Origin of the sequence: Burkholderia sola (assembly GCF_905400185.1) — a bacterium.
Lineage (GTDB): Bacteria > Pseudomonadota > Gammaproteobacteria > Burkholderiales > Burkholderiaceae > Burkholderia > Burkholderia sola.
The window spans coordinates 1506749-1530243 of sequence record NZ_FR989675.1 but is presented as its reverse complement, the minus strand read 5'-3'; the positions used below and the strand labels follow the sequence as shown (position 1 = coordinate 1530243).

Here is a 23495-nt window from a genome sequence, read left to right as displayed (position 1 = left end):
TGCGGGTTCAGAGGGTCATGCAAAACCGGCCGACGCGAGAAACGCGCGGCTCGCGGCGACGTCGCGCAGGCTCGTGCCGGCGTTGCGCGGGTCGCGTTCCTGTTCGATCGTGATGGTGCCGGCGTAGCCGATGTCGGCGAGCGCGTGGCGGATCGCCGGGTAGTCGAGCACGCCGGTGCCGATCGGGCACATCACGCCGCGCGCGCAAGCCGCGAAAAACGCGATGTGCTCGCCCATCACCGCGTCGTACACGGCCGCGTCGATATCCTTGAAATGCACGTAGTCGAGCCGCGCTGCGTGGCGGCGCAACCACGTTTCGGGGTCCATGCCCGAGTAATGCAGGTGGCCGGTGTCGAGGCACAGGCCCGCCGTGTCGGCCGGAATATCGGCGACGATCCGGTCGATCTCGTCCGCGAACTCGATGTACCCGCCCGCATGCGGATGGATCACCGCGCGCACGCCGAACTCGTCGCGCGCGATCGTCGCGATCTGCCGGATATGGCCGACCATCCGCGCCCAGCGCGCGTCGGACAGCCGCGGCGCGCGATCGCCGTGGCCGGCCGCGTAGTCGCGCTCCTCGTGGCCCCAGTCCATCACGACCAGGTACGGCGCCGCGTAACGCTGGCCGTCCTGCGTCGGCAGCCTCGGCAGCCGCGTGATCAGCGCGCAGATGTCGCGGGTCTGGCGCAGCAGGTTCGGCAGTTTCTCCGGCGACACGAGATCGTCGAAGATCGTGCCGGCCGTGATGCTCAGGCGCTGTCGCTCGAGCTCGGCGCTCACCACGTCGAGGTCGAGTGGGATGTAGCCGTACGGCCCGAGCTCGATGCCGGAGTAGCCGGCCTGCGCGGCCTCGGCCAGCACGTGCCGCCATGGCGGCAGATGCGGGTTCTTCACGTCGTCGACGCCCCAGCAGCACGGCGCGCAGCCAATCTTCATCGTCATGTCGGTCGGTCCGGCAAGCAGGCGGCGAACGGCCGCGGGTCAGCCGCGATAGAACGCGGGACGGTCGGCCATCGCGATCGGCTCGACCGCGCCGCTCTGCTGCGCCCGCACGCACGCGTCGGCCCCGACCGCCGCCGCGTAGCCGTCCCATGCGGACGGGCCAGTGAGCGCGCCCTGCCGCACGCCGTCGATGAATGCCTGCAGCTCGACGTCGTACGACGCGATGAAGCGCTCCTTCCAGTCGGTCATGATCTCGACCGACTGCCGCGCCGCATGCTTGAGCCCGACGGCCGGCGGATCGGGCAGCTTCGCGATGCCCTGCTCGCCGACCACCTCGCACTGGATGTCGTAGCCGTACTGGCAGTTCACGAAGATCTCGACGTCGATGCGCACGCCGCTCGCGGTTTCGAGCAGCACGATCTGCGGATCGGCGAGATGCGCGCCCGCATGGCGCGTCTTCTTCGGATAGACGACCTGCGCGCTCGTGTAATCCTCGCCGAGCAGCCAGCGCAGCACGTCGAGTTCGTGGATCAGCGTGTCGGTGATCGCCATGTCGGTCGTGTAGCGCTCGCCGACCGACTGGTTGCGGTGCGCGCAATGCAGCATCAGCGGCGCGCCGATCTGGCCGCTGTCGATCACGCGCTTGAGCGCGCGATAGCCTTCGTCGTACGGGCGCATGAAGCCGACCTGCACGAGCCGCTTGCCGTGCGCGACTTCGGCTTCGACGATCCGCATGCAGCCGTCGGCCGTGACGGCCAGCGGCTTCTCGCAGAACACCGGCTTGCCGTGCGCGATCGCGTCGAGCACGAACGCTTCGTGGGTCGGCCCCCACGACGTGACGAGCACGGCCTGCACGTCGGCGGCCGCGACCACTTCGTGGCCGTCGCCGTAGATCTCGGCGTCGAGCCCGTACTTCGTCACCGCGTCGCGCGCCTGCTGCGGATCGATGTCGTTGACGGCCACGACGCGCGCACCGGACAGCGTGCGGGTCAGTCTGCGGATGTGGTCCTGGCCGATCGCGCCGCAGCCGATCACGCCGATTTGCAAGGTCATGCAGTTCTCTCCAGTCGTTCGTTCATCAGCGGCGCGGCCCATGCCGCGCCGGTCAACAATCGGTCATCGGTCAACGCGCCGCGCGATCGAAATGGCGATCGACGTAGCGCTGGATCGCGTCGCGCATATAGCGCGACGACGCTTCCGCGCGGTCCTCCCACGCGAACACGCACGACGACAGCACGCCGTCGAAGCCGGCGGCGCCGAGTGCGCGGAAAAACACGTCCCAGTCGATCTCGCCCTGCCCGATGTCGAGATGCTGGTGCACGCGGATCTGGTTCGAGCCGGGCGGGTTCACGATGTAGCGCAGCTGGCTGCTCTTGCGGTGGTCGAAGGTATCGGCCACGCGCACGTGCGCGAGGATCGGCGCGGCGGCCGCGATCATCGCGGCCATGTCGTCGCCGTAGTAGAACGTATGCGGCGCGATATACGACAGCTTCAGCGACGGCGAACCGAGGTTCGTGACGATGTCGATCGCAGGCTGCAACTGCTCGATCCAGTCCTCCGGATGCGGCTCGACCGACAGCACGATGCGCTCGCGCTCGAGGATCGGCAGCAGCACGTCCATCGACCGAAACCACGCGGCCTCGCACAGCGCCTGAGGGTTCGCGCCCGGCCGCTCGCCGACCGAGCGCTCCGGCGACGCGCCCGAACTCGGACACCATCAGCGGACACTCCATCTCGACCGCCACCTCGATCGCCTTCTTCCAGCAGCGCACGGCCCATTGCCGCTCGTCGTCGAACGGGCTCGCCCAGCGGTACATCGGTTGCAGCGACGCGAGACCGACGCCGCTCGCGCGCATCGCGTGGCGGAACGCGGCCATCCGCTCACGGGTCGCGCGCGGCATCACCCACCAGTCGAGAAAGTCGCCGCGCGGCGACAGCTCGATCTGGTCGTAGCCGAGCTCGGCCACCGCGTGCGGCAGCCGGTCGAGCGGCAGGTGGCGAATCATGTAGGGGTCCAGCGCGATCTTCATCGTCTTCCCGGGCAGTTTCGTGATTTCGGCAGCGGTGGAATCGATCAGCGGCGCGACTTCTTGTTGCGGTACTGGTCGGCGATCACGGCCGCGACGATGATCGCGCCCTTCACCATCTCCTGGTAATACGCGTCGATGCGAATGAACGTGAAGCCCGACGTCATCACGCCGAGGATCAACACGCCGATCACGGTGCCCGTCACGCGGCCGAGGCCGCCCGACAGCGACGTGCCGCCGATCACGACGGCCGCGATCGCATCGAGCTCGTACATCACGCCCATGCCCGACTGGCCGGAGATCGCACGCGCGGCGGTCACGGTCCCCGCGATGCCGCTCAACAGGCCCGCGATCGCATAGACGAAGATCAGGTGCCGCGTGACGTTGATGCCCGACACGACGGCCGCATGGCGGTTCGCGCCGATCGCATAGGTGTACTTGCCGAAGCGCGTGTAGCGCAGCACGACGTGGAAGATCGCGGCGATCACGACGAAGATGATCACCGGGTTGGCGCCCGCGCCGATCGCCGCGAACGGGTCGGTCAGCATCGACACCGGCATCCCGTTGGTGAACCACTTCGCGAAGCCGCGCGCGGCGACCATCGTGCCGAGCGTCGCGATGAACGGCGGGATGCCCGTCATCGCGATCAGCGTGCCGTTCAGCAGGCCGACCAGCAGCCCGACGCACACGCCGGCCAGCACCGGCCAGATGATCGGCAGGTCGGTGAGGTGCGGAAACACCGCGCGCGGGAAGTCGGACACCTGCGCGAGGCTCGCCGATACGACGGCGGCCGCCGCGACGACCGACCCCGACGACAGGTCGATCCCGCTGGTGATGATCACGAGGTTCACGCCGACCGCGATGATGCCGATCACGGCCATCTGCAGCACGATGATCTCGAGCCGCTCGGCATTGAACAGGAAGCTCTGGCCGACGACGACCCAGCCGACGATCTCGAAGAACAGGCTGATGCCGACCAGCACGAGGAAGATGCTCAGTTCGGGCGGCCACTTCGCATGCCGCGACTTGAGGGTCATGGTCTGCGCATCCGCGACCGGGTTCAGGTTGCCCATTTCAGTGTCTCCAATCTTGTTTCGGCTCAGCGCGACGCGAGATCCATGATGCGGACCTGGTCGGCGTCCTTGCGATCGACGATGCCGGTCATGCGCCCTTCGTGCATCACCATCACGCGATCGCTCATCCCCAGCACTTCCGGCATTTCCGACGAGATCATCAGCACCGCGACGCCCTTGCCGGCGAGCGCGCTGACGAGCCGGTGGATCTCGGCCTTCGCGCCGACGTCGATGCCGCGCGTCGGTTCGTCGAGGATCAGGATGCGCGGTTGCGTGAGCAACCATCGACCGATCAGCACCTTCTGCTGGTTGCCGCCCGACAGGTTCTGGATTTCCTCGTGCAGCCCGGGCGACTTCACGCGTAGCATCCGGCTCATTTCCTCGCAGTCGCGCTTCAGTTGCGCGTGCTGCACGAAGTTGAACTTCACGTAGCGACGGCTGAGCACCGCCGCTTCCATGTTCGCGAGCAGGTCGAGATTCAGGAAGCAGCCGGAATCCTTGCGGTCCTCGGTGAGGAACGCCATCCCGTGCTTCATCGCCTGCGCGGGCGTCGCGATCCGCACCGGCTTGCCGTCGATGCGGATCTCGCCCGACGTGGCCGGCACGACGCCGAACAGCGCCTCCGCGACGTTCGAGCGCCCCGAGCCGACGAGGCCCGCGACGCCGAGAATCTCGCCCGCGCGCAGCTCGAAGCTCACGTCGCGGAACACGCCGTCGACGCAGAGATCCTTCACCGACAGCACGACGTCGCCGATCGGCACCTCTTCCTTCGGGAACATCTGCGTGATCTCGCGCCCGACCATCATGCGGATGATGTCGTCGCGCGTGACGTCGGTCGACGCATGCGTGCCGATGTACTTGCCGTCGCGGAACACCGAGAACTCGTCGGCGATCTCGAACAGCTCGTTCATCTTGTGCGTGATGTAGACGATGCCCTTGCCCTGCTCGCGGAGCTGGCGAATGATCCGGAACAGGTGCGTGACTTCCTTGTCGGTCAGCGCGGAGGTCGGCTCGTCCATGATCAGCACGTCCGAGTCGAACGACACGGCCTTCGCGATCTCGACCATCTGCCGGCTCGCGACCGTCAGCGTGCGCACGTCGGTCTCCGGATCGATGTCGATCGACAGCCGCTCGAACAGCGCGGCCGTGCGGCGGCGCAGCGCCGCGTGATCGATCAGGCCGAAGCGGTTCTTCGGTTCGCGGCGAATCCAGATGTTCTCCGCGACCGTCATGTACGGCATCAGGTTGAGTTCCTGATGGATCATCGCGATCCCGCGATCGAGCGCATCGAGCGGGCCGTTCAGCACGACCGGTTCGCCGTTGATCAGGATTTCGCCCTGGTCGGGCGTGTAGACGCCCGCGATGATCTTCATCAGCGTGGACTTGCCGGCGCCGTTCTCGCCCATCAGCGCATGCACGGTGCCGCGGCGCACGCGGAACTGCACGCCGTCGAGCGCGACGACGCCGGGAAAGGACTTGCCGACGCCGCGCACCTCGAGCACGCAGTCGGCCGTGGGCGCACCGGGCGCGGCGGACGAAGCGGCCGGTGCGCTTTCGCTGGCCGTCGAGCGCGCGATCCTGGCTGTAAACATGGACGTACCTCGAAAATCGCGCGCGAACCCGGCCGCGCCGGGCCCGCGCAGTTCAGCGGAGAAACCGGTCAGTGCTTCGCGTACTGGTTCATGTTCTCCGGCGTCACGAGTTCGAACGGCACGTTCACGTAGCGATCGACCGGCTGCTTCTTCGCGAGCTTGAGCGCCGCGGCTACCGCCTGCGCGCCCTGCCCGGTCGCGTTCTGGTAGACCGACACCTTCAGCTCGCCGGCCTTCATCGCCGCGAGCCCGTCCGGCGTCGCGTCGATGCCGGCGACGACCGTCTTCGGCGTCAGCTTGCGTGCGGCCTTCAGCGCGTTGATCGCGCCGATCGCCATTTCGTCGTTGTTCGAGATGATCGCGTCGAACTTGGTGCCGGAGCTCAGCCAGTTCATCGTGATGTCCTGGCCCTGCGTGCGGCTCCACTTGCCTTCGCGCTTGTCGACGATCTTCATGCCCGCGCAATCCTTCGTCGCGATCACGTCCTCGATGTCCTTGGTGCGGGCGCGCGCCGATTCGTTGGACAGCTCGCCCATCAGCACCAGCAGGTCGCCCTTGCCGCCGAGCAGCTTGCACACCTGGCGCGCCTGCAGCGTGCCCGACTGCTTTTCGTCGGACGCGACGACCGCGACGCCGGCCGGCAGCTTGTCGAAATCGACCGGCTTGCGGTTCACGTAGACGAGCGGGATCTTCGCGGCGGTCACCATCTTCGTGATCTTCGGCGTCGCGTCGGTATCGACCGCGTTCACGATGATCGCGTCGACCTTCTGCGCGATCATGTTCTGGACCTGGCTCAACTGCTTGCCGACGTCGTTGCCGCCGTCCTCGATCTGCACCGTCGCGCCGTCCTTCTTCGCCGAATCGGCGATGCTGTTGCGCAGGATGGTCAGGAATGTGTCGTCGAACGATGCCATCGTCACGCCGATCTTCTCGGCATGCGCGAGCGGCGCAGCCAGGATCGCGGCGGCCGCGACGGCCATCAGCTTGGTCTTCATGATCAATCTGTCTCCTCATCTCCGGGGGGCGGAAGACGGCGCGTTGCGCGCCGCCGGGCCGAGTCCGATCGGGTCCGATCGGGACTGAAGCATCCGGATGAAACTGTAGATCACTTCCTCGACAATTTGGAAATTTATTTCTACGTGATTTCACCTAGGGAACTGGATTTCCAAAAAGTCTAGACTCCGTTCCGTAGCCCGAATCCCGGCGACAGGCCGCCTCGCGTCGTGCAGCACCTGCCGCGACAGCCGCCGCCGGTTCGGTCCCCTAATCTGCCGGCAGCGCCGAACGCCGGCCGCGAGCGTGACACGTGATATGAGCCTGCTGAACTTTCCGAGTGACCGCCCCATCGATCTCGCCTGCCTCGGCCGCGTGGCCGTGGATCTCTATGCGCAGCAGTACGGCAGCCGCCTCGAGGACGCGCGCAGCTTCCAGATGTATCTCGGCGGCTCGTCCGGCAACGTCGCGTTCGGCGTCGCGCGGCTCGGGCTGAAGACCGCGATGATTTCGCGCGTCGGCGACGAGCAGATGGGCCGCTTCCTGCGCGAGACGCTCGAGCGCGAAGGCTGCGACACGAGCCAGTTGCAGACCGACCGCGAGCGCCTCACCGCGCTGGTGCTGCTCGGGCTGAAGGATCGCGATACGTTCCCGCTGCTGTTCGTGCGCGAGAACTGCGCGGACATGGCCGTGCGCGCCGACGAGATCAGCGAGGACTTCATCGCCGGTTGCCGCGCGCTGGCGATCACCGGCACGCATCTGTCGACGCCGGGCACGCGCGAGGCGTCGCTGACCGCGTTGACGTATGCGCGCCGCCACGGCGCCGTGCGGATCCTCGACATCGACTACCGGCCGGTGCTGTGGGGGCTGACCGCGCGCGGCGCCGGCGAAAACCGCTACGTGCCCGACGCGCAGGTGACACGGCAGTTGCAGCAGGTGCTCGGCGAATTCGACCTGCTGGTCGGCACCGAGGAGGAATTCCTGATCGCGGGCGGTGTGCCGGATGATTTGATCGCGTCGTTGCAGGCGGTGCGCGCGATCACGAACGCGACGCTGGTCGTCAAGCGCGGCGCGCTCGGCTGCTGCGTGATCGAAGGCGATGTTCCCGCGCGCATCGACGATGCGCCGACCTTTCTCGGCGAGCGCGTCGACGTGCTCAATGTACTCGGCGCGGGCGACGCGTTCCTGTCGGGGCTGCTGTCCGGGCTGCTGCGCGGGCGCGACTGGGCCGAATCGACGCGCATCGCGAACGCGTGCGGCGCGATCGTCGTGTCGCGCCACGCGTGCTCGGCCGCGATGCCGACGCCGGCCGAACTCGCGCACTGGTTCGACGGCAGCCGCAATCCGCAGGTCGACGCCGACCGCACGCTCGCGCACCTGCATCGCGTGACGGTGCCGCGCCGCGAATGGGACGATCTCTGCGTGATGGCATTCGACCATCGCAGCCAGTTCTACGAGCTCGCGGTGCAGGCCGGCGCCGACGAAGCGCGGATCAAGACGCTGAAGCGCCTGCTCGTGCGCGCGGTCGAACAGGTCGAGCGCGATCGCGGGATCGCCGGCCACGTCGGCGTGCTGATCGACGGCGGTGCGTACGGCAGCGACGCGCTCGCGTCGGCCACCGGGCGCGGCTGGTGGGTCGGCCGTCCGGTCGAACTGCCGGGCTCGCGGCCGCTGCGGTTCGACGACACGCGTTCGGTCGGCTCGTCGCTCACGCACTGGCCGACCGAACAGGTCGTGAAGTGCCTCGTCCACTATCACCCCGACGACCACGTCGACCTGCGCGTCGAACAGGAGCAGCGCGTGCTGGAACTGTGGGAAGCCACGCGCGCGAGCGGCAACGAGCTGCTGCTGGAAATGATTCCGCCGCGCGCGGTCACGCCGGCCGGCACCGAGGACGACGCGGTGCTGCGCACGGTCGCGCGCTTCTACAACCTCGGCGTGAAACCCGAATGGTGGAAGCTCACGCCGCTCACCGCCGACGGCTGGGCGCGGCTCGCCGCGCTGATCGCCGAGCGCGACCCGTACTGCCGCGGCGCGGTGATCCTCGGGCTGAACCAGCCGCTGCAATACCTCGTCGACAGCTTCCGCTCGGCGACCAACCCGATCGTCAAGGGCTTCATGGTCGGGCGCACGCTGTGGGCCGATGCGTCGCTGAACTGGTTCGCGGGCCGGATCGACGACCAGGCGCTGATCGACGAAGTGGCCGGCAACTTCGCGCAACTGGTCGACGCGTGGCTGGGCCGCCGGGCCGCCGCGCGCGCCGCCGCGGCCTGATGCCCGTGTTCGTGACGACCACCCGACCTCTCTCTATCGACCGACGATGACCACCACCGTAAGACTGACCGTCAGCCAGGCGCTCGTGCGCTACCTGGCCGCCCTGCGCGCCGAAGTCGTCCAGCCCGACGGCCGGACCGAGATCCTGCCGTACTGCGGCGGCGTGTTCGCGATCTTCGGCCACGGCAACGTGGCCGGGCTCGGCGAGGCGCTGCATGCGGAGAAGGACCGGCTGCCGACGTTTCGCGCGCACAACGAGCAAGGGATGGCCAACGCGGCCGTCGCGTTCGCGAAAGCGCATTTCCGCCAGCGGATGATGGCCGCGACGTCGAGCATCGGCCCCGGCGCGACCAACATGCTGACCTCGGCCGCGCTCGCGCACGTCGGCCGCTTGCCGCTGCTGCTGCTGCCCGGCGACGTGTTCGTGTCGCGGCTGCCCGACCCGGTGCTGCAGCAGGTCGAGGATTTCGAACAGGGCGACGTCAGCGCGAACGACTGCTTCCGGCCCGTCACGCGCTACTTCGACCGCATCACGTCGCCCGAGCAATTGCTCGTCGCGCTGCCGCGCGCGATCCAGGTGATGACCGATCCCGCGCAGTGCGGGCCCGTGTGCCTCGCGCTGCCGCAGGACGTGCAGACCTTCGCGTACGACTGGCCCGAGGATTTCTTCGCGCCGCCGGTGATCCGGATGCGCCGGCCGCCGGCCGACGCACTCGAGCTCGCCGATGCGCTCGACGTGCTGAAGGCCGCGAAGAAGCCGCTGATCGTCGCGGGCGGCGGCGTGCTGTACAGCCAGGCGTGGGATGCGCTGCGCACGTTCGCCGACACGCACGGCGTGCCGGTCGCCGAATCGCAGGCCGGCAAGGGCAGCCTTGCGTGGGACCACCCGCTGAACCTCGGCTCGATCGGCGTGACGGGCTCGCCCGCCGCGAACCGCGCGGCCGCGCAGGCCGACGTCGTGTTCGCGGTCGGCACGCGGCTGCAGGATTTCACGACCGGTTCGCACGCGCTCTACGGCGACGCGACGCTGCTGAGCCTGAACGTGCAGCCGTTCGACGCGGGCAAGAAACGCGGCCGGCAACTGGTGGCCGATGCGCGCACGGGCCTCGGCCAGCTGTCGGCCGCGCTGGCCGGCTGGCGCGCCGACCCGGCGTGGACCGCCGCGAACCGCGACCAGGCCGCCGCATGGAACGCGCGCGTGACGGACCTGACCACACGGATTCCGAAGGACACGCTGCCGTACGACGCGGAAGTGATCGGCGCGGTGCGCGACTCCGCGGCCGACGCGGGACGCGACAGCGCGCGCGACGATCTCGTCGTCTGCGCGGCCGGCACGCTGCCGGCCGAGTTGCACAAGCTGTGGCGCAGCGGCGTGCCGGGCAACTATCACATGGATTATGCGTATTCGTGCATGGGCTACGAGGTCGCGGGCGGCCTCGGCGCGAAGCTCGCGCGGCCCGAGCGCGAAGTGATCGTGATCGTCGGCGACGGCTCGTACATGATGCTCAACGCGGAACTCGCGACGTCCGTGATGCTCGGCCGCAAGCTCATCGTCGTGATCCTCGACAACCGCGGCTACGGCTGCATCGAGCGGCTGCAACTCAATTGCGGCGGCGCGAGCTTCAACAACATGCTCGACGACTGCGTGCCCGAAGGCGGCGAACGCTCGACGATCGACTTCGCGATGCATGCGCGCGCGATGGGCGCCGAAGCCGTGCACGTGCGCGACATCGGCGAGCTGCGCCACGAAATGAAGCGCGCGCGGGCGGCGACGACGAGCCAGGTGCTCGTGATCGACACCACGCACCAGCGCACGACCGACGACGGCGGCGCGTGGTGGGAAGTCGCGGTGCCGCAGGTGTCCGAACGCGCCGGCGTCGAAGCGGCGCACCGCGCGTATCTCGACGCGAAGACCCGCCAGCGGCGCTGATCCGCGCCCCTTTCCATCGGCCGCGCCGACACAACAACATTCGAACCCAGGAAACCCGTCATGAGCTGGAACGTCCGCATCGGTATCAATCCCATGTCGTGGATGAACGACGACCTGCCGTCGCTCGGCGGCGAGACGCCGCTCGAGACGGCGCTGAAGGAAGGCGCCGAAATCGGCTATGCGGGCTTCGAGCTCGGCAACAAGTTTCCGAAGACGGGCCCCGAACTGAAGGCGAAGCTCGCCGAATTCGGGCTCGTGTGCGTGTCGGGCTGGTATTCGGGCTTCCTCGCGGAAGTCGCGCCGGGCATGACCGATGCCGATGCGGTCGCGGCGGAAATCGAGCGCTGCCGCGCGCATATGACGAAGCTGCAGTACAACGACGTGAAGGTCGTCGTGTACGGCGAATGCGCGGGCACGATCCAGGGCAACATCGACACGCCGGTCGCGAAGCGGCCGCGTTTCGTCGACGATGCAGCGTGGCGGCGCTATGCGGCGCGTCTCGACGCGTTCGGCGCGCACCTGCTCGACACGTACGGCATCAAGCTTGCGTACCATCACCACATGGGCGCGTACGTCGAGTCGCCGGACGACGTCGACCGGCTGATGGCGCTGACCGATCCCGCGAAGGTGTTCCTGCTGTTCGACACCGGCCACGCGTATTTCGGCGGCGCGGCCGACCCGGTGGCGCTGCTGCAGAAGCACGTGTCGCGCGTCGCGCACGTGCATTGCAAGGACGTGCGGCCGCAGGTCGTCAGCAAGGCACGCAACGACGGCTGGAGCTTTTTGAACGGCGTGATCAACGGCACCTTCACGGTGCCGGGCGACGGCGCGCTCGACTACGACGCGACGCTGCGCACGCTGAAGGACGCCGGCTACGAAGGCTGGCTCGTCGTCGAGGCCGAGCAGGACCCGGCCGTCGCGCCGAGCTATGCGTATGCGAAGAAGGGCTACGAATCGCTGCGCGCGATCGTCGACCGGTTGAGCGCGTGAGTTCGCGCGCAAGCGCCTGAGCGTTCGCGCCCTACCCTATTGCGGAGACTTATTTCATGACGATTTCACCCCTGCTGGTCAAGGCATCCGCCGACCGCGAAATCTGCAACGTCACGCCCGAATCGGCCGGCTGGAAGCACGTCGGCTTTCGCGCGCTGCGCCTGAAGGCCAGCGACACCGAAACGCTCGACACCGACACGCGCGAATTGTGTGTGGTCGTGCTGACGGGCACGGTGCGCGCCGAAGTCGACGGCGAGACGTACGACGCGCTCGGCAAGCGCGACAGTGTGTTCGAGGACGTGTCGCCGGACGCGCTGTACGTGCCGGGCGGCAAGACCGTCACGCTGGTCGCGACGCGCGATGCGGAAGTCGCGCTGTGCACCGCGCCGTACGCGAGCGGCGACAAGCGGGTTCAGCGCCTCGACGGCGAACGGATGCGCCGCTCGGTGCGCGGGCAAGGCACCAACACGCGCTACGTATGCGACATCCTGATGGGCGACAACCCGGCCGCCGACCGGCTGCTCGTCGTCGAAGTCGTCACGCCGGCCAGCCATTCGAGCAGCTATCCGCCGCACAAGCACGACCGCGATGCGGCGCCCGACGAGACGTCGCTCGAGGAAACCTATTACCACCGGATCGATCCGCCGCAGGGCTTCGCGTTCCAGCGCGTATACACCGACGACCGCAGCCTCGACGAGGCGTGCGCGGTCGAGAACCACGACGTCGTGATGGTGCCGCGCGGCTATCACCCGGTCGTCGCACCGCACGGCTACAACCTGTACTACCTGAACGTGATGGCGGGCCCGAGCCGCGCGTGGGCGTTCAGGAACGATCCCGCGCACGAGTGGATGCTCGACGCGGCGCCGAAACGTTGAAGCGCTGAAACGCTGAAACGTCGACGTGCCGAAACGCCGAAGCACTGAACGAAAGACGGGCCCGCGCGCGGCCCGTGACGATGCGACGCCCGGCACGCGCGTACAGTGCCGGCAACGCGACGGAGCCGCCATGGTGACGCCCCCCTTTCGCCTCGAACCCCACGCCTTCAACGACGATGCGTCGAACCCGGCGCTGCCGCACTTCAATGCAGCCGTCGCACGCCGCATCGGAGAAATCGCGGTCAACCTCGCGTCGCGCCGCGGGCTGCCGATCGCGGTCGGCATCGTCGGCGGGCAGGCGCCGCTGTTCTACTGCGCGCTCGACGGCAGCGACGCGCACGACAGCGAGGCGATCCGCCGCCGACAGAACACGGTGCTGCGTTTCGGCCAGAGTTCGCTCGCGGTCGGCGCATGCTTTCGGCGTGCCGGCTGGTCGCTGCGCTCGCACGGCCTGTCGGACGACGACTACGCGCTCGACGGCGGCGGCGTGCCGCTGCGGATTGCCGGCGCCGGCATCGTCGGCGCGATGACGATCGCGGGGCTCGGCTCCGAAGCCAATCACGCGCTCGTCGTCGAATGCCTGCGGTGGCACGTCGGCGCGAATGCGCTGGCGATGAGCGCGTAGCGGCCGCTCGCGGCCGGCGGTCGACGGGTCGCGCAGCGCCACGGCATGCGTCTTTCATTCGACGCGAAACGCAAACGGAATCCGAACCGGCCGCAGCGTGTCGAGATTCACGCCGGCGAGCCCCGTTCGCCCTTTTGCCAGCAGCGTATCGTCGCGATAGACCTCCTGCTGGAACGCGATACGCACACGCGTGAGCTCGGTCAGCGTCGTGCGGATCGTCAGCGGTTCGTCGTGACGCGCCGGCGACAGGAACGCCGTCTCGATGCGGCAGACGATGAGTCCGGTTCGCAGTTCGGCCATCATGTGCGCGAGATCGATACCGTTGGCGCGATACCATTCCATCCTGGCCTGATCGAACCAGCGCAGGTAGTTCGCGTGATAGACGACGCCGCCGAGATCGACATCGACGAACGGCACGCGCAACGAAAAATGATGGCTGCGATGGCTGGGAGCAACCTGCATGTCGACACCTCCGGGAGAAATCGGCAGTTCAGGGAAACGCATGCGGCGGCGCGCTATTGCATCTGCGCGCGATAGGCGTTCGTCATGACGAGCGTCGCATTGACCCCGCCGAAACCGAAACTGTTCGTCATCACGGTCGTCAGTTTCCGCTGCGTGGTCGCCGTGACGATGTCGAAGCCGCACGCGCCGTCGTCGAGCTGCCCGATGTTCATGCTCGGCGCAATGAATCCGTCGTTCATCATCAGCACCGCATAGATGAATTCGTGCACACCGGCCGCACCCTGCGCGTGGCCGGTCGTCGACTTGGTCGACGACACCGGCGGCGCGGCCTCGCCGAACACGTTCCGGATCGCGCGTAATTCGCGGATATCGCCGACGGGCGTGGACGTGCCGTGCGTGTTCAGATAGTCGATCGGCAAATCGATACCGCGCAATGCGAGCCTCATGCTGCGCTCGGCGCCTTCGCCGGACGGCACGACCATGTCGATACCGTCGGTCGTCGTGCCGTAGCCGATCACTTCCGCATAGACGGGCGCGCCGCGCTCGATTGCATGATTCATTTCCTCGACCACGACGATCCCTGCGCCGCCTGAAATCACGAAGCCGTCGCGGTCCGCATCGTAGGGGCGCGACGCGCGCACCGGCGTATCGTTGAAGCGGGTCGACAGCGCGCCGATTGCATCGTACTGGCACGCGACTTCCCACCCCAGTTCTTCGGCGCCGCCGGCGAACACGATGTCCTGCGTGCCGGCCCTGATCAATTCGACGGCATGGCCGATGCACTGTGCCGATGCGGCGCACGCACCGCAGATTGCGTAGCTCACGCCGCGCACGCCGAACGCGACGGCAAGGCACGCGGCATGGACGGACGGCATCGAATGCACGATGTCGTACGCGCCGACGCCGCGCAACCCACGCGTGCGCATCGCATCGACCGCATGGACGTAACCGAGCGACACCCCGCACGCGTTGCCGACGATCACGCCGGCGCGCTCGTTCGACACGAGGCGCGAGGGCAGCCGCGCGTCGTCGATCGCTTGTTGCATGCATGCGAATGCTTGCAGCGCGGCAGGGGTCATCCATCGGAGATGCCGGCGATCGACGCGATCCGGCGCGGGCGCCTCGACGGGCGCCCAGACGTGGCTGCGCAGTCCCGCGTCCCTGAATGATTCGGAAAACACGATGGCGCTGCGGCCCGCGCGCAGCGCGTCGCGCACGGTCGGGACATCGCTGCCGATGCTGGACGCAATGCCGATCCCCGTGATGACCGCACGTCTCATGTCCCGCTTCCCCGAAAACGAACCATGCCGGCGTCGGCCGCATGTCGAGCGCCGCACCGCCGATGTTCGCTCGACCGGCCAGCGACGTGCGCCGTTTGCATCCGGCCGCAAACCGTTCAAACCTGCCGGATCACTTCAGAGGAATTAAATATCGAAATTCGCGTTTTCGCAAACCCGACCGAGCTGCGCTGCGGGGATGCCACGACGGCGGGGCCTGCGACGCGGTGATCGCGGGGCACGTTGCCTCGCGCAGGCCCCACTCATGCCGACTCAGCGCAGCCCGCCGCTCGCGACGAGACGCTCGCCGGTCAGCCAGCGTGCATCGTCCGATGCGAGGAACACGGCGACCGACGCGATGTCGTTCGGCTCGCCGAGGCGGCCGAGCGGCGTCTGGCCGAGCACTTGCGCTTCGAGATCGGAGCCGATGATGCCCGCGCTGTGCGTGCCTTCGGTCACGACCATCCCCGGGTTGATCGCGTTCACGCGGATCTTGCGCGGAGCGAGCTCGAGCGCGAGCACGCCGGTGATCGCGTCGACCGCGCCCTTCGTGCCGCTGTACACGGCGCTGGCCGGCGGCGTGATGCTGGTCACGACCGAGCTGATGTTGATGATGCTCGCGCCTTCGCCGAGATGCTTGGCGGCCGCCTGCGTGGTCAGCAGCACGCCAAACACGTTCGTGTCGAACTGCCGGCGGTAGTGTTCTTCGGTGATCGCTTCGATCGGCGCGAATTCGTACACGCCGGAGTTGTTGACGAGCACGTCGAGACGGCCGTACGTGTCGACCGCGGTATCGATGATGCGCTGCGCATCGGCGGCCTTCGACACGTCGCCGCCGACCGCGACCGCGCGGCCGCCCGCTTCGGTGATCGCGCTCACGACCGCATCCGCGCCCGCCTTGCTGCTCGCATAGTTGACGACGACCGCTGCGCCCTCGTCGGCCAGTGCCTTCGCGATCGCCGCGCCGATGCCCTTCGAGGCGCCCGTGACGACCGCTACCTTGCCTGCCAGCTTGCTCATGATTTCATTCCTCAGTCAGAAGACCTTCGATGGATGGCGCCGGTTGCCGCGACGATGTTGCCGCGGCAATCGGCCTGACTGGAAATTTACGTTGCGGCACCGCAGCGATAAAGCGGCTCGACGCGAATTGACTGGCGGAGTTTGCCGAACAATCGACCGGGCGTGGTCAGCCGGCGCTCAGCCACGCGTCGGCCACCTCGCCGTGCAGCCCGTCGAGCCCGCCGTCGTAGACGATCCTTCCCCGCCCCATGACCGCGACGCGCCGCGCGAGCCGCGGCGCGAGCTGCAGCCGCTGCTCGATCAGCGCGATCGCGACGCCGTCGGCCTGCAGCGCGGCGAGACACGCGCCGACTTCGTCGACCGCGAGCGGCGCGAGCCCCTCGGCCGGTTCGTCGACGATCAGCACGCGCGGGCCGCCGGCGAGTGCGCGCACCAGCGCGAGCACCTGCTGCTCCCCGCCCGACAGCCGCCCGGCTTTCACGTCCGCGCGCGCGGCCAGCAGCGGAAAACGGTCGAACAGGCGGTCGAGCGCCGCCCGTTCGGCTGCGCCGCTCAGGCCGCGCAAACCGAGTCGCAGGTTGTCGCGCACGGTCAGCAGCGGGAACACGTCGCGGCTTTCGGCCACGTAAGCGACGCCGCGCCGCGCGATCTCGAACGTGCGCGCCCCCGCGCATTCGGCGCCGGCGATGCGCACCGAGCCGGCCGTGCGCACGAGCCCCATCACGGCCTTCGCGAGCGTCGAGCGCCCGGAGCCGTTGCGGCCGAGCAGCGCGAGCGTCTCGCCCGGCGCGAGCGCGAGATCGACGCCATCGAGTACGGGCTGCATCCCGTACCACGCGCGCAGCCCGCGAATGTCGAGCACCGCGCTCATGCCGCACCCTCGCCCAGATACGCGGCACGCACGCGCGGATCGGCGCGGATCGCGTCGGGCGCGCCGGTCGCGACCACCGTGCCGCGCACGAGCACCGTGATGCGTTCGGCGAAACCGAACACCGCGTCCATGTCGTGCTCGATCATCAGGACCGTGCGGCCCTGCGTCGTCGCGCGGATCAACGCGATCATCCGCGCGGCCTGCGCGCGGCTCATGCCGGCCGTCGGCTCGTCGAGCAGCAGCGTCCGCGCGCCGCTCGCGAGCGCAATGCCGAGATCGAGCGCGCGCTGCTCCGCATAGCCGAGTTCGCCGGCCGGCGTGTCGCGCCGCGCGTCGAGGCCGATGTCGTGCAGCACGCGCGCGGCCGCGAGATCGACCGACGCGGAGTCGCGCAGCCGGTTCCACCAGCGCCGCCGTTCGGCCGGCGCATGCAGCGCCGCGCAGCGCAGGTTGTCGAATACGCTCAGGCGCGCGAACGCGCTCGTCTGCTGGAAACTGCGGCCGATGCCGAGGCGGCTCGCGACGACCGGCCCGCGCCCGCGCAGCGCGACGCCGTGCAGCATGACGCGCCCGCGCGTCGGCCGCGTCGCCCCGGCGATCACGCCGAACAGCGTCGACTTGCCCGCGCCGTTCGGCCCGATCAGCGCGTGGCGCTCGCCGGCTGCGATGCGCAGATCGACACCGTCGAGCACGGTCTGCGCACCGAAGCGCTGCACGATGCCGTGCAGCGCGATCGCGTTGCCGTTCATCGCGCGTCCTCCCGCGTGGCGGCCGCCGCGCCGTGCCCGAGCCGCGCGCGCCAGCCCCACAGCAGGATGCCGATGCCGGCCGCCGAACCCGCGACGGCCCAGCCGATCGGCGTATCGGCGTCGATGCCCCATGCGCCGAACGCGACGCCCGTGCCGTCGTCCCGCGCGAAGCGCCACGCATAGCCGAGCTCGGCCGCGCAGACGATCGCGACGCCCCAGAACGCACACGCGCCGATGGCGCACAGCAGCCGCCACCGCTCGGTCGCCGGGGCCTCGCGCCGCAGCGCATGCGCGAATGCCTGCGCGATGCCCGCGATCCCGCCCGGCGCGGCGACGACGATCGCGACGAACAGCACGCCGAGATACAGCGCCCACGCGCGCGACACGCCCGCGACGACGATGCTCAGCGCGGTCAGCACGGCGGCGCCGGCCGCCGGCCCGAAGAATGCGCCGGTGCCGCCGATCACCGCGGCGATCAGCACGGTCGCCGAGCGCGCCATCGATACGCTGTCGGGCGTCGCGATCTCGACGTCGATCAGCGTCAGCGTGCCGGCGACGCCGGCGAAAAACGATGCGCAGGCGACCATCGCGAGCCGCACGCGGCGCGGATCGGTGCCGAGCGCCGCGACGCGCGCCGGATTGTCGCGCACCGCGTTCGCGAGCCGCGCGAGCGGCGTGCGGCTCAGCGCATGCATCGCCCATGCCGACACGACGCACCACGCGGCGATCAGCGCATACGCGTGCGCCGGCGCGCCGAAATGCGCGTTGCCCCACGGCGCGCCGCTCGCGCGGTCGATCGGCACGCCGCCGATCCCGCCGAACCACGTGGGCACGCTCCATGCAGCCGCCGCGACGCATTCGCCGAGCCCGAGCGTGATCATCGCGAACGCGGTACCGGAACGGCGCGTCGCCAGCAGCCCGGCGACGCACCCGAAGCCCGCGCCGGCCACGCCGCCGACGAGCGGCAACAGCGGCAGCGGGCCGCCGACGTGATTGAACCAGTGCGCGGCCGCGAACGCGCCGAAGCCCGCGAACGCCGCATGCCCGAACGACAGCAGCCCGGTCGTGCCGAGCTGCAGGTTGTACGACAGCGCGAGCACGACGAGTGCGGCCGTCTGCGCCAGATAGCCGAGCACCGCGCCGTGCGGCCACAGCCACGCGGGCAGCGCGAAGCAGGCGGCGAACAGCGCCCAGCGCACGCATCCGGCGAGTGCGCGGCTACGCATCGACACGCTCGCCGAACAACCCGCGCGGCCGCGCGACCAGCACCGCGACGAGCAGCAGGTACGGCACCAGCGGCGCCAGTTGCGCGATCGACACCGCGGCCACGCTGTCGGGCAGCGCGATACCCGTCCATTGCGCGAGATCGCGCAGCGACGTGTCGCTCGCGGCCGCGAAGGTCTGCGCGAAGCCGACCGCGAGCGACGCGACGAATGCGCCGCCGAGCGAACCCAGGCCACCGATCACGACGACCGCGAACACGACCGACCCGACGGTCTCGGCCAGCGCGGGCTCGATCACCGCAAGCGGCGCGCCGATCACGCCGGCCAGCGCCGCGAGCGCGGTGCCCGCACCGAACAGCGCCGTCATCACACGCGGCACGTCGTAGCCGAGCGCCTCGACCGCCGCACGATGCGTGAGCGCCGCGCGCACGACGAGCCCGATGCGCGACGCACGCAGCAGCACGCCGAGCGCGACCAGCATCGTCGCGGACATCGCCATCATGAACAGCCGGTAACGCGGCAACGCAAGACCGAACACGGTCGCGGGCGCGCCGTCGAACAGCGGCGGCACGGGCGCCGGCAGCGGCGCGAAACCCCACACGAGTTTCGCGCCCTCGCCGATCAGGTACGCGAGCCCGAAGGTCAGCAGCAGTTCGCTCGTATGGCCGCGTGCCTGCACGCGGCGCAGCAGCACACGTTCGCAGCCGGCGCCGAGCAGCCCGACCGCGAGCGGCGCGAGCACGAGCGCGGGCCCGAAGCCCGCATGAGCCGCGATGCTGTAGCCGACGTACGCACCGAGCATGTAGAAGCTCGCATGCGCGAAGTTGAGCACGCCCTGCACGCTGAAGATCAGCGTGAGGCCGGCCGACAGCATGAACAGCAGCAAGCCATAGCTGAGGCCGTTGAAGGCCTGGAGCGCGAACGCGTGCACCGCGTCGCGTCAGGCGGCGAGCGGTTCGAGCGCGGCGCGCAGCGCGTCGGGCAGCGGCACCGGGCGGCGCGTGCCGCGATCGACGTACACGTGCACGAAATGCCCCTGCGCGGCGGGCGACGCGTCGCCTTGCGCGAACAGCCCGACTTCGTAGCGCACGCTCGACGTGCCGAGCTTCACGACGCGCAGCCCCGCGTCGACCGATTGCGGAAACACGAGCGGCGCGAAGTAGTTGCACTGCGTCTCGACGACGAGCCCGATCGTCTGCCCGTGCTCGACGTCGAGCACGCCCGCGCGGATCAGGTACTCGTTCACCACGGTATCGAAGTAGCTGTAGTAGACGACGTTGTTCACGTGTCCGTAGACGTCGTTGTCCATCCAGCGGGTCGTGATCGGCAGAAAGTGGCGATAGGCGTCGCGCGGACGCGGCTGCGGCTTGTCGGACATGGCGATGGCGCTCAGGACGAGGGAGGCGAAGGGAACGAAAGAGACGATCGGGACGACGCGCGGCGGCCGCATGAAGCGACGCGCCGGCCAGCAGCGAAGCACCGCGCCGCGATCGCGCGCGGCACGGCGGACGACACCCTGCGGGCAGGCAGGCCCGTCACTGCCCCGGCCGGTCGACGAATTCGAAATCGAGGCCGCGCGCGCGCATCCAGTCGGCGAGCGCGATGCCCGTGCCGGCGCGCCACGGGCGCAGCAGCGGCGGATCGACGAGCTTGTATTCGAGCAGTTCCGGCGACAGCGACACCGTGCCCGACGCCCGCACGTGGTACGCGATGATCAGTTCGTTCTTGCGGATGAATTCGTACACGCCGACGAGCGACACCTGCTCGGCCTTCAGCGCGGTTTCCTCGAACACCTCGCGCGCGATGCCGTCCTCGGGCGTCTCGCCGTTTTCGAGGAAGCCGGTGATCAGCGCGAACATCCCTTCGGGCCACGCGGCGTTGCGCGCGAGCAGGATCTTGCCGTCGAGTTCGACGATCGCGGCGACGACCGGCAGCGGGTTGTTCCAGTGCACGTAGCCGCAGGTGTCGTCGGGACAGGCCTGGCGGATGCGGCCGCCCTCATGGTCGGGATCGGCACGCTCGGTCAGCGGGTTCGCGCAGCGCGGGCAAAAGCGGTAGTCGGCGGTGGTCATCGATGGGGATCTGGCGAGCGCCCGGCCTCGGCCTGAAGGCCGCGTCGCGCGTCCGCTCGGCGCGGAAAAGGCTTCATTCTAGCGAGTTTGCCCGCGCCCGAGACGATCCGGCCCCACCGGCATCAGGGCGACCTGCGCCCGCATGCGGCGGTCGCCGCGAAGCCGGCGGCGCCGATCAGCAGCGCCGCCGCCGCGACCCACAGCGCCGGCGTAAACGACCCGAAGCGCGCGGCCAGCGGCGCCGCGACGAGCGGCCCGAGGATCTGCCCGACGCCGTACGATGCGGTCGCATAGCCCATCAGTCCGGCCGCACGCTCGCCGTGCAGGCGCCGCGCCTCGCGCATCGCGAACAGCGTGATCGCGGTAAACGGCAACCCGAGCAGCGCGCTGCCGATCGAGAAGCCGGCCGCGTTCGGCCACACGATTCCGGCCGCGATACCGAGCGCCTGCGTCGCGCAGCCGGCCGCCAGCAGCAGCCGGTTGTCCCAGTGCCCGGGCAGCCGCGCGGCGGTGATCGCGCCGACGATCAGCGCCGCACCGAACATCGGCCAGAACAAGTCGGGCCACGGCGAGCCGGCCGGCAGCGCGGCGCGCGCGATCACCGGCAGGAACGTCGCGGTGATGATGTAGCCGAAGCCCGGTGCGCCGTACAGCGCGACGAGCCACGCGGCGTCCGCGCGGCGGCTTCGCGTGCCGGCCCGTGCTGCCGGGGACGCCGACGCGCTCGTGACCGTATGCGGCGCGGCGGCCGGTGGCGTCGCCTGCGTGTGCGCCGGTGTCGGAGCCGGCGCCGCACCGAACGTGCGCCAGATCGCGACTGACAGCACGGCCGACAACGCCGCGAAACCGAGCCAGCCCACCGCCGCGTGTCGGCCGGCCAGCGCGCTGCCGATCAGCCCCGTCACCACGATGCCGACGCCCGGCCCCGCATAGATCACCCCGCTCCATTCGGGCGCATGCAGCTCGGCCAGCCGCCGCAGCCCCCATTGCGACACGAACACGAACGTCCATGCGCTGACGACGCCCGCGACGAAACGCACGACGAGCCACACCGGCAGCGCGTGACCGACGCCCATCGCGGCGGTCAGCAGCACGGTCGCCGCGAGCCCGAAGCGCACCATCCGCGCCGGCGCGACGCGCAGCGCCGCGCAACTGACCGCGCCGGCGAAGTACCCCGCATAGTTCGCCGATGCGAGCCAGCTGCCGGCTTTCAGACCGATCGAGCCGTCCGCGAGCATCAGCGGCAACAGCGGCGTGAACGCGAAACGGCCGACGCCGAGCACGACGGCCAGGCCGACCATGCAGGCGAGCGCGGCCGCGCGGGCACGGCGGTCGGCCTGGTCGGACGAAAGGCCGCGGGCGGCGGCGGTCAGGGCATCGAAGCGGGACATGGCGGCAAAGGCCGGCGCTGCGCGCACGCCGGCCGGATCGGAAATCGGAATGGGTTCATCCTAGCTTGACCGACCGTTCTCAAAAAATGAATAATTAAGAATCAACCCATCCTTCGGAGAGAATCATGGACCTGGCGGCGCTGGCGATCTTCCGGGCGGTCGTGCGCGAGAACGGCGTGACGCGCGCGGCGGCCAAGCTCAATCGCGTGCAGTCGAACGTCACGACGCGCATCAAGCAGCTCGAGGAAGAACTCGGCGCGGCGCTGTTCGTGCGCGACGGCCGCCGGCTCGTGCTGACGCCGGCCGGGCATACGCTGCTGCCGTATGCGGAGCGCCTGCTCGCGCTCGCCGACGAGGCGCGCGACGCGGTGCGCGAGGACACGCCGCGCGGCCGGCTGCGGCTCGGCACGATGGAAAGCACGGCCGCGAGCCGCCTGCCGGCCCTCCTCGCGCGCTACCACCATGCGTGGCCGGACGTGTCGCTCGAACTGCTGACGGGCACGACGGGCTGCCTGATCGACCGCGTACGCGACTTCGAGATCGACGCCGCGCTATTCGCGCGCCCGCCCGAGCCGGACGCGCTGCCCGACACGTTCGAGACGATGCCGATCTTTCGCGAGGATCTCGTGCTGCTCACGCCGCGCGGCCATCCGCCGGTACGCACGCCGCGCGACGTGATCCTGCCGACGCTGATCGCGTTCGAGCGTGGCTGCGCCTATCGCAAGTACGTCGAGCAGTGGTATGCGGCGCACGGCGTGAAGCCGGCGCGCGTGCTCGAACTCGGCTCGTATCACGCGATCGTCGCGTGCGTCGCGGCCGGCGCGGGCGTCGCGGTCGCGCCGCGCTCGGTGCTCGATCTGCAGCCTGAAACCGGCAACGTCGCCGCGCACACGATTCCCGAACTCGCGGGCATCGACACGCTGCTCGGGTGGCGGCGCGGTTATGCGTCGGCGGCGCTCGCAGCATTGCGCGATGCGCTCACCGAAGCCACGCCTCAGCCTGACGACGCGGCGAAGCCGGCCGCGACCGTGCCGGCCTGACCTGGATTCGCACGCCGCCGTGGCGATCGACGCGCACAGCCTGCACGGCCCGCACAAACAAAACGACCC

21 protein-coding genes and 1 pseudogene are annotated in these 23495 nt (G+C 69.4%); 6 read left to right on the top strand and 16 right to left on the bottom strand.

Annotation, left to right across the window (positions count from 1 at the left end):
- Positions 1 to 15: 15 nt before the first annotated feature.
- The 6 genes and pseudogenes from KR541_RS07080 to KR541_RS07055 form a co-directional block, all read right to left on the bottom strand.
- A complete protein-coding gene (locus KR541_RS07080; protein WP_216089471.1) occupies positions 16 to 942 on the bottom strand; it encodes a TIM barrel protein in 927 nt (308 codons plus the stop codon).
- A 39-nt stretch (positions 943 to 981) separates the two neighbouring features.
- A complete protein-coding gene (gene iolG / locus KR541_RS07075; RefSeq protein WP_124631708.1) occupies positions 982 to 1995 on the bottom strand; it encodes a bifunctional inositol 2-dehydrogenase/D-chiro-inositol 1-dehydrogenase in 1014 nt (337 codons plus the stop codon).
- 70 nt (positions 1996 to 2065) lie between these two features.
- Positions 2066 to 2972, bottom strand: a pseudogene (locus KR541_RS07070) (sugar phosphate isomerase/epimerase family protein).
- 44 nt (positions 2973 to 3016) lie between these two features.
- Positions 3017 to 4042, bottom strand: a complete 1026-nt coding sequence (locus KR541_RS07065) for an ABC transporter permease (RefSeq protein ID WP_050017580.1) — start codon at positions 4040 to 4042, stop codon at positions 3017 to 3019.
- A gap of 26 nt (positions 4043 to 4068) precedes the next feature.
- Entirely contained in the window at positions 4069 to 5634 is a 1566-nt protein-coding gene (locus KR541_RS07060) for a sugar ABC transporter ATP-binding protein (protein ID WP_124631707.1), read from the bottom strand.
- A 68-nt stretch (positions 5635 to 5702) separates the two neighbouring features.
- The gene (locus KR541_RS07055) at positions 5703 to 6629 is read right to left on the bottom strand and encodes a sugar ABC transporter substrate-binding protein (RefSeq protein WP_050017638.1); all 927 of its coding nucleotides are present in this window, start codon (positions 6627 to 6629) and stop codon (positions 5703 to 5705) included.
- A 316-nt stretch (positions 6630 to 6945) separates the two neighbouring features.
- On the opposite strand from KR541_RS07055, the gene KR541_RS07050 reads away from it, so the two are divergent.
- The 5 genes from KR541_RS07050 to KR541_RS07030 all read left to right on the top strand — a co-directional run bounded on the left by KR541_RS07050 (position 6946) and on the right by KR541_RS07030 (position 13321).
- The gene (locus tag KR541_RS07050) at positions 6946 to 8901 is read left to right on the top strand and encodes a bifunctional 5-dehydro-2-deoxygluconokinase/5-dehydro-2-deoxyphosphogluconate aldolase (RefSeq protein WP_050017583.1); all 1956 of its coding nucleotides are present in this window, start codon (positions 6946 to 6948) and stop codon (positions 8899 to 8901) included.
- A 46-nt stretch (positions 8902 to 8947) separates the two neighbouring features.
- Positions 8948 to 10831: a 3D-(3,5/4)-trihydroxycyclohexane-1,2-dione acylhydrolase (decyclizing) gene (gene iolD / locus KR541_RS07045; RefSeq protein WP_050017584.1), complete on the top strand. Its 1884-nt coding sequence runs from the start codon at positions 8948 to 8950 to the stop codon at positions 10829 to 10831.
- Between the two features lie 60 nt (positions 10832 to 10891).
- Entirely contained in the window at positions 10892 to 11821 is a 930-nt protein-coding gene (gene iolE, locus KR541_RS07040; protein WP_216089470.1) for a myo-inosose-2 dehydratase, read from the top strand.
- Positions 11822 to 11877: 56 nt separating this feature from the next.
- Positions 11878 to 12696 (top strand): 5-deoxy-glucuronate isomerase, encoded by an 819-nt coding sequence (gene iolB, locus KR541_RS07035; protein ID WP_216089469.1) that lies wholly within the window; start codon positions 11878 to 11880, stop codon positions 12694 to 12696.
- A gap of 130 nt (positions 12697 to 12826) precedes the next feature.
- Positions 12827 to 13321: a heme-degrading domain-containing protein gene (locus KR541_RS07030; protein ID WP_204383808.1), complete on the top strand. Its 495-nt coding sequence runs from the start codon at positions 12827 to 12829 to the stop codon at positions 13319 to 13321.
- A 54-nt stretch (positions 13322 to 13375) separates the two neighbouring features.
- On the opposite strand, the gene KR541_RS07025 is transcribed toward KR541_RS07030, so the two are convergent.
- From KR541_RS07025 to KR541_RS06980, 10 genes are all read right to left on the bottom strand, one after another.
- The gene (locus KR541_RS07025; RefSeq protein WP_050017589.1) at positions 13376 to 13783 is read right to left on the bottom strand and encodes a YbgC/FadM family acyl-CoA thioesterase; all 408 of its coding nucleotides are present in this window, start codon (positions 13781 to 13783) and stop codon (positions 13376 to 13378) included.
- A 53-nt stretch (positions 13784 to 13836) separates the two neighbouring features.
- A complete protein-coding gene (locus KR541_RS07020) occupies positions 13837 to 15063 on the bottom strand; it encodes a beta-ketoacyl synthase N-terminal-like domain-containing protein (protein ID WP_089488362.1) in 1227 nt (408 codons plus the stop codon).
- 270 nt (positions 15064 to 15333) lie between these two features.
- On the bottom strand, positions 15334 to 16080 hold the full coding sequence (locus KR541_RS07015) for a glucose 1-dehydrogenase (protein WP_050017591.1): 747 nt from the start codon (positions 16078 to 16080) through the stop codon (positions 15334 to 15336).
- A 166-nt stretch (positions 16081 to 16246) separates the two neighbouring features.
- Positions 16247 to 16951 (bottom strand): ABC transporter ATP-binding protein, encoded by a 705-nt coding sequence (locus KR541_RS07010; RefSeq protein WP_216089468.1) that lies wholly within the window; start codon positions 16949 to 16951, stop codon positions 16247 to 16249.
- Positions 16948 to 17700 carry an ABC transporter ATP-binding protein gene (locus tag KR541_RS07005; RefSeq protein WP_050017593.1) on the bottom strand — a complete coding sequence of 251 codons (753 nt, stop codon included), beginning with the start codon at positions 17698 to 17700 and terminating at the stop codon, positions 16948 to 16950. The genes KR541_RS07010 and KR541_RS07005 overlap by 4 nt, the downstream gene beginning before the upstream one ends.
- Positions 17697 to 18926: a branched-chain amino acid ABC transporter permease gene (locus KR541_RS07000; RefSeq protein ID WP_050017595.1), complete on the bottom strand. Its 1230-nt coding sequence runs from the start codon at positions 18924 to 18926 to the stop codon at positions 17697 to 17699. The genes KR541_RS07005 and KR541_RS07000 overlap by 4 nt, the downstream gene beginning before the upstream one ends.
- Positions 18919 to 19854: a branched-chain amino acid ABC transporter permease gene (locus KR541_RS06995; RefSeq protein ID WP_050017596.1), complete on the bottom strand. Its 936-nt coding sequence runs from the start codon at positions 19852 to 19854 to the stop codon at positions 18919 to 18921. The genes KR541_RS07000 and KR541_RS06995 overlap by 8 nt, the downstream gene beginning before the upstream one ends.
- Before the next feature lie 9 nt (positions 19855 to 19863).
- On the bottom strand, positions 19864 to 20301 hold the full coding sequence (locus KR541_RS06990; RefSeq protein WP_027787751.1) for an acyl-CoA thioesterase: 438 nt from the start codon (positions 20299 to 20301) through the stop codon (positions 19864 to 19866).
- 157 nt (positions 20302 to 20458) lie between these two features.
- The gene (locus tag KR541_RS06985) at positions 20459 to 20995 is read right to left on the bottom strand and encodes an NUDIX domain-containing protein (protein ID WP_124595257.1); all 537 of its coding nucleotides are present in this window, start codon (positions 20993 to 20995) and stop codon (positions 20459 to 20461) included.
- Between the two features lie 122 nt (positions 20996 to 21117).
- Positions 21118 to 22386, bottom strand: coding sequence for a YbfB/YjiJ family MFS transporter (locus tag KR541_RS06980; RefSeq protein WP_050017598.1), 1269 nt, complete (start codon positions 22384 to 22386; stop codon positions 21118 to 21120).
- Positions 22387 to 22511: 125 nt separating this feature from the next.
- Between KR541_RS06980 and KR541_RS06975 the strand changes: the two genes are divergently transcribed.
- Positions 22512 to 23426: a LysR family transcriptional regulator gene (locus KR541_RS06975; RefSeq protein ID WP_050017599.1), complete on the top strand. Its 915-nt coding sequence runs from the start codon at positions 22512 to 22514 to the stop codon at positions 23424 to 23426.
- Positions 23427 to 23495 lie beyond the last annotated feature (69 nt).

Coding starts and splice junctions, on each gene's coding strand:
- iolE (WP_216089470.1), top strand. CDS start 10,892: ATGAGCTGGAACGTCCGCATCGGTATCAATCCCATGTCGTGGATGAAC.
- KR541_RS06985 (WP_124595257.1), bottom strand. CDS start 20,995: ATGACCACCGCCGACTACCGCTTTTGCCCGCGCTGCGCGAACCCGCTG.
- KR541_RS07065 (WP_050017580.1), bottom strand. CDS start 4,042: ATGGGCAACCTGAACCCGGTCGCGGATGCGCAGACCATGACCCTCAAG.
- KR541_RS07005 (WP_050017593.1), bottom strand. CDS start 17,700: ATGAACGGCAACGCGATCGCGCTGCACGGCATCGTGCAGCGCTTCGGT.
- iolD (WP_050017584.1), top strand. CDS start 8,948: ATGACCACCACCGTAAGACTGACCGTCAGCCAGGCGCTCGTGCGCTAC.
- KR541_RS07025 (WP_050017589.1), bottom strand. CDS start 13,783: ATGCAGGTTGCTCCCAGCCATCGCAGCCATCATTTTTCGTTGCGCGTG.
- KR541_RS07060 (WP_124631707.1), bottom strand. CDS start 5,634: ATGTTTACAGCCAGGATCGCGCGCTCGACGGCCAGCGAAAGCGCACCG.
- KR541_RS07000 (WP_050017595.1), bottom strand. CDS start 18,926: ATGCGTAGCCGCGCACTCGCCGGATGCGTGCGCTGGGCGCTGTTCGCC.
- iolG (WP_124631708.1), bottom strand. CDS start 1,995: ATGACCTTGCAAATCGGCGTGATCGGCTGCGGCGCGATCGGCCAGGAC.
- iolB (WP_216089469.1), top strand. CDS start 11,878: ATGACGATTTCACCCCTGCTGGTCAAGGCATCCGCCGACCGCGAAATC.
- KR541_RS06975 (WP_050017599.1), top strand. CDS start 22,512: ATGGACCTGGCGGCGCTGGCGATCTTCCGGGCGGTCGTGCGCGAGAAC.
- KR541_RS06980 (WP_050017598.1), bottom strand. CDS start 22,386: ATGTCCCGCTTCGATGCCCTGACCGCCGCCGCCCGCGGCCTTTCGTCC.
- KR541_RS07010 (WP_216089468.1), bottom strand. CDS start 16,951: ATGAGCGCGGTGCTCGACATTCGCGGGCTGCGCGCGTGGTACGGGATG.
- KR541_RS07050 (WP_050017583.1), top strand. CDS start 6,946: ATGAGCCTGCTGAACTTTCCGAGTGACCGCCCCATCGATCTCGCCTGC.
- KR541_RS07080 (WP_216089471.1), bottom strand. CDS start 942: ATGACGATGAAGATTGGCTGCGCGCCGTGCTGCTGGGGCGTCGACGAC.
- KR541_RS07020 (WP_089488362.1), bottom strand. CDS start 15,063: ATGAGACGTGCGGTCATCACGGGGATCGGCATTGCGTCCAGCATCGGC.
- KR541_RS07055 (WP_050017638.1), bottom strand. CDS start 6,629: ATGAAGACCAAGCTGATGGCCGTCGCGGCCGCCGCGATCCTGGCTGCG.
- KR541_RS07015 (WP_050017591.1), bottom strand. CDS start 16,080: ATGAGCAAGCTGGCAGGCAAGGTAGCGGTCGTCACGGGCGCCTCGAAG.
- KR541_RS07030 (WP_204383808.1), top strand. CDS start 12,827: ATGGTGACGCCCCCCTTTCGCCTCGAACCCCACGCCTTCAACGACGAT.
- KR541_RS06990 (WP_027787751.1), bottom strand. CDS start 20,301: ATGTCCGACAAGCCGCAGCCGCGTCCGCGCGACGCCTATCGCCACTTT.